Here is a 1,836-nt window from a genome sequence, read left to right on the forward strand (position 1 = left end):
CGGTCCTTCGCTGGTGAAGCTGAGGAGGACTTTGCCGGAGGTGGTGGAGTCTTTGGCGATTTCGAAGGCGTGCAGGGCCTGGGCCAGGGGGTATTCGTGGGTGATGACGGGCTCGATGTGCAGGGATCCGTCGGCGAGGGCGGCGATCACGTCGTCGATTTCGTCGTTGAAGCGGAACGAGCCTTTGAGTTCGAGTTCGCGGGTGATGGCCAGCGAGATGGGCACCGGCTGCATGCCGGTGGGGAGCAGGCCGACCATGACCACGGTGCCGCCGCGGACGGCGCCGCGGATCGCGGAGGCCAGGCCGTGGTGGTTGCCGGAGGACTCGATCACCACGTCGGCTTCGACGGCCTCGATCGCCGCCGCGTCCGCGGCGTTGATGACCTCATCGGCGCCGGCGGCGGCAGCGATCTCCAGCGGCCTGGGGTGCAGGTCAACGGCGGTGATCCGGGCGGCGCCGGCGCGTTTGAGCACGGCAACAGCCAGCGCGCCGATCGGCCCGGAACCGATCACCAGGGCCGTCCTGCCCCTGACGTCGCCCGCGCGGGACACGGCGTGCCACGCCACGGACGCAGGCTCGATCAGGGCCGCGGTGCGCAGGTCGATGCCCTCCGGCAGGGCCCGCAGCATCCGCACCGGGAGGTTCACGTACCGGCTGAACGCCCCGTCGGTATGCGGGTGCCGGGCGGCGCTGCCCAGGTAGGTGCAGCCCGGGGACAGGTTGGGCCGGTCCGCCGGATACTTCGCCGCGCCCGGGCCCGGGGTGGCGGGATGGACGGCGACGGCGGTCCCCGCCCGCGGGCCCGCACCGTTCGCTGCCGGGCGCACCACCACACCGGAAATCTCATGGCCCAGGACCAGCGGGTCCTTCAGGATGGACTCCCCCGCCGCGCCGTGCAGCCAATAGTGCAGGTCCGAGCCGCAGATCCCGCCGTAACGGACCTCCACCACAGCCTCATCCGCCGCGGGCCGGGCCAGCGGGACCTCGTCGATGCGCAGGTCACCGGCGGCATGCGCCACCAGCGCCGGACCCGAGACCGGCAGCGCTTCAGTGTCCGGGGACATCAGACCACCACCGTCATTCCACCGTCAATAAAGATCGTCTGCCCGTTCACGAAGTCCGAACCGGCCGACGCCAGCCACACCACGGGCCCGGCCAGGTCCTGCGGGGTACCCCACCGGCGCGCCGGGGTACGACCCAGGATCCAGGCGTTGAACTGCTCATCATCCACCAGGTTCTGCGTCATCTCGGTATGGATATACCCGGGCGCGATGCCATTGATCTGCAGCCCGGAACCGGCCCACTCGGCCGTCATCGCCCGCGTCAGGTTCCGCAACCCGCCCTTCGCCGCCACATACGGGGCAATCGTCGGCCGGGCCAGATCCGTCTGGACCGAACAGATGTTAATGATCTTGCCCCGGCCCCGCGGAATCATCCGCCGCGCCGCCTCACGCCCCACCAGGAACGCGCTCGTCAGATCCGTGGCCAGAACCTGCTCCCAATCGGCCACGTCCAGATCCAGCATCGGCACCCGGTGCTGAATGCCCGCGTTATTCACCAGGATCTCCACCGGACCAACGTTCTCCTCGACCCAGCCGATACTGCGGGCAGCAGCCTCCCCATCAGTCACATCAAACGCCACACTATGCACCCGGCCCGGCGGATAATCCGCCGCAAGCGCCGCCTCCGCATCCTTCAGCCGCTCCGGATTCACACCGTTCAGCACCACCGTCGCACCCGCATCAGCCAAGGCACGCGCCAGCGACGACCCAATACCCCGGCTGGAACCGGTCACCAGGGCCACACGGCCCGTCAGGTCAAACAACGAACTCATG

2 protein-coding genes are annotated in these 1,836 nt (G+C 69.3%); both read right to left on the reverse strand.

The features are described from left to right. Window positions 1-1,065: L-idonate 5-dehydrogenase (locus ACYSM9_RS21775; RefSeq protein ID WP_461859027.1), on the reverse strand; the 1,065-nt coding region annotated here is incomplete at its 3' end. Then, a complete protein-coding gene (locus ACYSM9_RS21780; RefSeq protein WP_461859028.1) occupies window positions 1,065-1,835 on the reverse strand; it encodes an SDR family oxidoreductase in 771 nt (256 codons plus the stop codon). The genes ACYSM9_RS21775 and ACYSM9_RS21780, both read right to left, overlap by 1 nt. Window position 1,836: the final 1 nt, after the last annotated feature.

The sequence above is a fragment of the Arthrobacter sp. C152 genome (assembly GCF_054890965.1).